The following is a 4075-nucleotide window of genomic DNA, read 5'->3' on the forward strand; positions in this document are numbered from 1 at the left end:
TTTGCGGCGGGAAAAAGTTGAATAAAAAATTTGAGAAACTTAAAAATTTTCAGTATAGTTCAATTTATTTGTTATGCAATATGTTTTAATTCTTTAAAATATCTTTATTGATTGGTACAGCGAATTTCGGGAGTGTGAGCATATAGATAAATGATATACATATACTTATTAAATTAAAAAACGAATAAGGCATATATTCTAAAGTATGCACTCCAAGTATGGTAGTCATATAAACACCTGTAATTGTCCAAGGAAGCAGAACTTCAGTAAGTGTTCCTCCTTCTTCCATAGTTCTTGAGAGAACGCCTCTGTTGATATTATATTTATCATATACCGTTTGAAGCACATTTCCCAAAGTTAAGAAAGTAAATTGTAAACTGCTTAATGCTGAGTTTATAGTAAATGTTGTAAGCCATGTGATAAATATTAAGCTTCTTCTTCCTTTAGTTATTTTTATCAATAATATTATTAATGTTTGAAAAGTACCTAAAAGTTCAAGCATAGCTCCGTAGGTTAGTGCTAATATTAAAAACAATACACTAGGCATAGTGCTAATCATACCGCCTCGGTTTAATAGACTATGAAGGTTTTGAGGCACAGTTTCAGGATTAACAGTAGGAGACATTGATATATTAAAACCTGTTACAAATGATTTCATAGCATTAATAAAACCAAAGTTTTGAATAAAAGCTCCTAATATTATTGCAAGCAAACTTCCTATAAACATAGTGATTACAGGATTAACCCCTTTTACACTTGCAATAAGTACAAATATAGGAGGAATGAGTAATAATATATTAAAATTATAAATATTTTCTAATGAAGTTAATATTTCGCTAGCTTCTTTTAGGTTTAGAATATCAGAATTAATTGGAGCGGCATTAAAACCTAATACTGTAAAAACAATAGCCGCAAGTATTGCAGAAGGAATAGTGTTTACAAGCATAGTTTTTATATGGTTTTGTAAAGTAGTGCCAGCACCTAAAGCAGCCAAAACAGTAGTGTCAGATATAGGAGAGTTTTTGTCGCCAAGATATGCCCCGCTTATAACAGCACCAGCAACCAATGGAAGAGGGGTGTTTGTAGCTTGAGCAATACCAATGAATGCAACTCCAGCAGTAGAAGCAGAACCCCAAGAAGTGCCTGTAAATATAGAAAGAAATGATGTTACAATAAAAGCCATTACGGGTATAAAAGATGGGTGAATAAGTTTTATGCCATAGTATATTAGCATAGGCACAGTTCCAGAATATACCCAAGAGCCTACTACTATACCTATTAATATGAATATAAGTACACCAAGCCAAGTATCAACAATTTTTTTGATGAAAGCATTTTCCATGTCCTTCCATTTATATCCAGCAAAATATGCAGTTATGCATGCTATTAATGTTCCTATTGTGAGCAAGAATTCTATTGGAACTCCATATTTTACAGTGAATATTAAAACTGTGATGAGTATAAAAATAAGTGGAAATAGTTTCCAGAAGGTTGGTATATTTTTTATTTTACTATTCATTTTAGATTAAGCCTTTATTATATAGTATAATTAAGTAGTTTTTTAGTCAACAATATTTAATTATTAATTACAAGAATATATGTATTAAAAAATAGCTTTGATATATTGAAAATATTTTGTGTAAATAAATATAATATTTTTTATTATATATTAATTGTTACCTTTATGTCATCTATAAACCTTTATCATCATAGATTGTATCAAATATTATTTCTTTTAAATAATAATCCCCTAATATTGCATCACATTTAGGACAACCAAAAGAAAGATATTTTTCATTTCTTGTGTTGCTGTATCTTTCTTTGATATCACCAAATATAAGATTATTTTTCTTGATGAATTCTTTTGCCTTTGATATTACTTCATTATTAAATATAAAATTGTCATTAAAATCTTTTTCATCTGGCATAACATAATATATATTATATTTTTCATTACATTTCCAGCATTTAACTTCAATGAATCTTATTACTATTTCTTTTGGCATTTTCTTTTCCTTATAATAAATATAATTAATAGTTTATCAATTTATAAAAAAATTCAATGAATTATAGTTGGTTTTTATGTTAAAATTTTATTATTTAGTACTTATAATGTTTTAAATTTTTGTAAATTATTATTGCTTGAAAAAATAATGCTTTGATTATAATATATATTTATTAGAAAATATTTTTTAGGTTTATGAGTTTTATGAAGAAATTATATAAATTATTTTTAGCAACCTTTTTAATGTTATTTTTTATATCATGTGCAACCACTTCGAAGAGTACTCAAAGCGGAGTGCTTGTAGGTGAGGATACTGGTGAGATAGGCGTTATTAATAATTGGAAGAACCCAGATTTTAAAGGCGGTAAAACTACAAAGATAGTAGCTGAAGGATTTGCTTCTTCTGATAATAGAGGAGAGGCTAATGCTATAGATAGGGCTTTAGAAAGTGCTAAAAGAAATGCTGTTGAACAAGCTGTTGGTTCTATAGTTAATGGTACTACTTTGGTTGAAAACAGCAGACTTATAAGCTCTAAAATATATGAGAACACTACTGGATATATTTCTTCTTATAAAGTGCTTTCCATTTCAAAAAACTCATCTGTATGGTATGCAAAAATAGAGGCTGTTGTTGGAGTTGATATGCTTCAGGATAATTTGCAAGCTATGGGTATATTGTTAGACAGAAAAAATATGCCTTTAATAGTTGTGCTTGTTACTGATGATAATGGCGAATTAAGCGATGCATTTAATGTGGAACTTGAAAAAAATATGAGCGATAAGGGTTTTAAATTTGTAAGTGCAAGTTCTTTAAGAAATGTTGTAAGAAGTGAAAATATTAGCTATTCTGATAATTCATCATCTACTGTAAAAAAAATAGCAGAAGCTACAGGGGCTCAGATTGCTATACTTGGCAAGGCTGATGCTGCTTATTTTACAACTATACAAGGTACTGCTTTAAAGAGTTTTAGAAGTGATGTTGCCATTACTGCTGTAAATGTATCTGATTATAGTACTATAGCTCGTGCTACTCATCAAGCTGGAGGGGTAGGCGGAAGCGAAAAAGATGCTCATTCTATTGCTTTGGTAAAATCAGCTGATTCTATTTCTGAAGATTTTATTAATCAAATAGTAAATAAGTGGCAGAGCGAAGTTCAAAATGGTACTGAATATACTATATATGTTACAGGTCTTGATTTTACTGATTCTATAGGTTTTGAAGAGGCTCTTAAAAAAAATATAGAAAATCTTAAAAGTGTTTATAACAGAGGAATAAGCGGAGATTCATCAAGATATGTTGTGCAGTATGTTGGAAGCAGCAGAGATTTAGCCGTTGATATTAATGCTAAGGCTAAAAATATGGGCTATCAAATAATTATAAATAGTTTTGATGACAAGACCATTAATTTAAAAGCCAACAAAAGATAAAAGTATTATAAAGAGATAATAATAAATAATTGGTGCGATAAAAAAATGAAAGATAAATTAGTTGTTCATACATGCTGTGCTGTTTGTATGTGTTATCCTAGAACTTTACTTGAAGATTATGATACGGTTTTTTATTTTTATAACCCTAATATTTATCCTATAGAAGAGTATAACAGGCGAAGAGATGAGTTTATAAAGTTTACTCAAGATAATAACATAGACATACATATAGAGGAAAATGAGGCGTATATAAAAGATTGGTATAATGATATAAAGGGTTTTGAGAATGAGCCTGAAAAAGGGGCAAGGTGTAATATTTGTTTTAAGCATAGAATAGCTAAGGCTTTTGAATATGCTCATAGTATTAATGCAAAATATGTTACTACCGTTATGAGTGTGAGCCCGCATAAAAACAGCAAGGCTATAGAGATGATAGGTAATTCTATTTCTTCTAAATATGATAATATAGAATATTTGCATATAGATTTTAAGAAAAAAGACGGATTTAAAAAGACTAATATAATAGCTAATGAGGCAGGACTTTATAGACAGCATTACTGCGGATGCGAGTTTAGCATAAGAAATTAAAATTTATTAATATATTTTTTATTCTATTCAACTTTTTCCCGCCTTCGCTGTGCG

Annotated in this window: 4 protein-coding genes; 2 read left to right on the forward strand and 2 right to left on the reverse strand. The window is 29.2% G+C overall.

All coding sequences use genetic code 11. The features are described from left to right. Positions 1-85 precede the first annotated feature (85 nt). Positions 86-1519 (reverse strand): Na+/H+ antiporter NhaC, encoded by a 1434-nt coding sequence (gene nhaC, locus E6A48_RS02300; RefSeq protein WP_219708362.1) that lies wholly within the window; start codon positions 1517-1519, stop codon positions 86-88. Between the two features lie 172 nt (positions 1520-1691). Continuing rightward, on the reverse strand, positions 1692-2006 hold the full coding sequence (locus E6A48_RS02305) for a hypothetical protein (protein ID WP_219708363.1): 315 nt from the start codon (positions 2004-2006) through the stop codon (positions 1692-1694). 203 nt (positions 2007-2209) lie between these two features. Between E6A48_RS02305 and E6A48_RS02310 the strand changes: the two genes are divergently transcribed. Together E6A48_RS02310 and E6A48_RS02315 are read left to right on the forward strand one after the other, a co-directional pair. Continuing rightward, positions 2210-3433 (forward strand): DUF6175 family protein, encoded by a 1224-nt coding sequence (locus tag E6A48_RS02310; protein WP_258018518.1) that lies wholly within the window; start codon positions 2210-2212, stop codon positions 3431-3433. A 45-nt stretch (positions 3434-3478) separates the two neighbouring features. After that, positions 3479-4021, forward strand: a complete 543-nt coding sequence (locus E6A48_RS02315) for an epoxyqueuosine reductase QueH (protein ID WP_219708365.1) — start codon at positions 3479-3481, stop codon at positions 4019-4021. The last annotated feature ends 54 nt before the right edge of the window (positions 4022-4075 follow it).

Origin of the sequence: Brachyspira pilosicoli (assembly GCF_019402445.1) — a bacterium.
Taxonomy (GTDB): domain Bacteria; phylum Spirochaetota; class Brachyspiria; order Brachyspirales; family Brachyspiraceae; genus Brachyspira; species Brachyspira pilosicoli_B.